The organism is Synechococcus sp. H55.11, from assembly GCF_047462475.1.
In the GTDB taxonomy this organism is placed as follows: Bacteria; Cyanobacteriota; Cyanobacteriia; order Thermostichales; family Thermostichaceae; genus Thermostichus.
In genome coordinates this window covers 1-3,084 of the sequence record NZ_JANSJI010000349.1, presented here as the reverse complement: position 1 = coordinate 3,084, position 3,084 = coordinate 1, and the positions used below count along the sequence as shown (strand labels likewise).

1 protein-coding gene and 1 pseudogene are annotated in these 3,084 nt (G+C 43.8%); one reads left to right on the top strand and one right to left on the bottom strand.

Going from position 1 to position 3,084, the window contains the following annotated elements; all coding sequences use genetic code 11:
* Window positions 1-1,025 precede the first annotated feature (1,025 nt).
* Entirely contained in the window at window positions 1,026-2,459 is a 1,434-nt protein-coding gene (locus NW853_RS13440) for a glycosyltransferase (RefSeq protein ID WP_414349274.1), read from the top strand.
* Between the two features lie 330 nt (window positions 2,460-2,789).
* Here the strand turns inward: NW853_RS13440 and NW853_RS13435 are convergent.
* Window positions 2,790-3,084 (bottom strand): annotated as a pseudogene (locus NW853_RS13435) (pirin family protein); the annotation flags it as partial.

Here is a 3,084-nt window from a genome sequence, read left to right as displayed (position 1 = left end):
GCCTGCTGTACGCCAAGGGCAGGGGATCCCAGCTCGCCCACCTTTGGCAGCAAGTGCTCTCTCAATTGAGTTAGCAAAACATTCAAAAAAAGAGCGAATTTCTATCCATAAGGTATAGTCACTCGCAACTAGGGTAAGCTACCCAAGTGGTGACAAAAGTTTTCTAGATCTTTGTAGTCAAAGGTTCGATACTTGGATATATTATCGTTGTTAAGATAGAATATCTACTCTAGGAGAGACTTTCGCAGATCTTCGCTGGTTGACCAGGACAGTAGCAGTACTAAGTCAACCAATTCGAAAATATAGACTCCTAAACTACCGATGATCAAACTACTATCAGTTTTTCATCTCCTCTCTGCTCCGGCAAGGAAATAACTTGACAAACAACTGGATTATAGATCACACCATTTTATATAAGACTTCATCCCGCTTTGCGGCCAGATTCATAAGCATAGTTAGTTAGCAAAGTAGAGGTTGACTTTCGATCGCAGTTAAGACCTAAAATTGCTAATTCGTATTGTTCCCATCTCCTTGCTATAAGTGCAAACAAGGGCATTTTTCTTGCTAGAGGTACTATTTTGAATCTTCTTGTCAATTCGGGAAAAGACCCCCGATTTTCTCCTAAAATCTAGATCCGGCAAGGCTAGGCTGGTGATGGCTCACTCCAAGGGATTGCGCACAAAGCTTTACATTTTCGGCCAGCCAGGGAACCCCAGAAAATCAGGTAGTCCAGCGGCTCGTAGGGGAGAGACCCTCCGAAGACCTTTATTCATTGTTTGACGGTAGCATCCAAAGAGTACACCCGTAGGCTGTCTTTTTTGAGGTTCAGCAGAGGCAGCCACAACCGTTCTAGCTTGTCTTTCAGCTTGGCAGTGTCCAGCGGGCATTCAAACACCGAGTCCTACCCCTACTGGCAGCACTGCTCCAAGCACTTAGCCAGTCCCTGCCTACGTGTGTTATAATACGGCGGTGCTGTGACTGGATTACTGCCTACAACTACGAGAGCCATAAGCGGAGGATAAGTTATGGGCGACCTAAAAGCTGAAACTTTAGAGCCTCGCGTTCTCCTCAGTTGGCCAATACGGCCGAATTATATCCCACCTCCCATTTTCTCTAGCCGACAAGTAACTTTGTGCCCAGAAGGAATTGCAAAAGGCCTTGGCTTTAGCTATATTACTACCTCCGAAGACTTAGTTGAGTCCCCCTTAGGAGACTATGATATTTACGAGTTTGCGCAGGAATCAAATCGTATTAAAGATAAAGATTTTGATTTGGTTATTGTCTGGTCATCCGTCTTTAGCTCGAGAGTTTTAGGCACTAAGAAATTCGGCTGTCCAACTGTTTTGTTGGCTGGAGATACCCATCACGGGAGACCACTTGGAAGTAGTATTCAGCTTACGGAGCATTATCTCTCAAATTTTTTAAGCTATTGCAGACAAGAAGATTTTGATTATGTGGTGACCCCTCATAATCGCCATCACTTGCACTGGTTTGCTGCAACAGGTTTCAAGAATGTAGCATGGCTACCTCTCATATCTATGCGTACCATTGCTCATGAATGGATAGAAAATAAAGAGAAAAAGGTTGCTTTCCTAGGTCATCTGAGCCCGATTCATCCAAGACGCTGTTTCCTAGTCGGTGCTCTAAAGCAGCTTGAATTACCCTTGGTTGTCAAACAAGGGTCTAGAGAGGAAGCAGCCCATCTTTTTGCTCACTCTTTAATCTCCTTAAATTGTAGCTTAAATGGCGACATTAACTTTAGGAATTTTGAGATTATTTCTGCAGGAGGTTTTTTGCTCACAGATCGCCTTTCATTTGCTTCTGGTTTTGATGAGTATTTGGTTCCTGGCCTGTATTGTGATGTTTACAGCTCTCTCTCAGAGCTGATAGAGAAGATCAAGTTTTACCTGGAGAACCACGAGCTGGCTATAGAGATGGCTAAGCGAGCCCACGAAAAGTTTTTTTCAGAATGGCATCCTAAGTACAGAGTAGCTAACCTAATGGACTGGGTATTTAAGGGGGAATTGCCAGATTTTTACAAGGGGAAATCTGAGATTCGCTTTTTTATGAGCACTTCTCACAGCGATCTTATAGATACGAGGCTGGCCATCTATGAGCAAGTTCAGGATCTACATCAGTTTCAAGAGCAGCTAAAAGTTCTTGTCAGCCAAAGCTGTCCTCCGGTAATTGTGGCAGATTTGCTAGACTTGCCAAGGTTACAACTTTACGTCGAGTCTGGCTTCGCTATCTCCGATCTGCCAAACGACGAAAGAATCTTAGCTCGTATACAGGTGATGGATAGTGATTGCTGCTTTAAAGAGAAATGGGATGTTTTGATTATCAAGAGAAATGACCAACTGACAAGCTATGGATCTGCCTTCATCTCTAAGTTTGTTTTTATTTTAGGAAATAAAAACGAGATAGTGTTTTCTAATATGATAAAGCCAAGGTCAACTTAGCAGCTAATCCGTCTGGAAGTAATGATGACCGAACAATATGGACAATTTGCGTGCTCAAGTCAAAGTAAATAAACCGTGAAATCTTGATTTGCCAGAGTGCCGCCATAGAATGCGTCCTGGCTAATTTAAAGCAGTTTTATGAGATTTTCTCGACTTTGTGCCGCAACTCATTGTGTTTAAGAGTAGATGGGCATGACTTGAATCATTTTTCTGAACAACTTTACCTCGTAACAACCACATTAAGATGATTAAGATGATTGCAACATTGCAGACGGAATCTTTGGAAAATTCTAGCGATGAAGGTAGTCAAGATAGGACGAAAAGGCAATCTCAAGCCAAATCAAACAGCAATACTTCAGCACCATCTTTGCTAAAAAGATGAATCCCCCCTTCCTGAGCAATAGCTACGCCATCTCCTTCTTGCAAGGGCAGCCCGTTCAGAGTCGCATTGCCCCGAGCTACCTGCAGCCATGCGTAGCGCTTCTCATCCAAGCGTTGGCTGATGGCGTGTCCTGGCTCAATCAACGCCGCATAGAGATTCACGTCCTGATGCACAACCACGGATCCCTGGCGCCCATCCCGAGAGGCAATCAAACAAAACTCATTGGGATGCTCTGCCAAACCC

Coding starts and splice junctions, on each gene's coding strand:
- NW853_RS13440 (WP_414349274.1), top strand. CDS start 1,026: ATGGGCGACCTAAAAGCTGAAACTTTAGAGCCTCGCGTTCTCCTCAGT.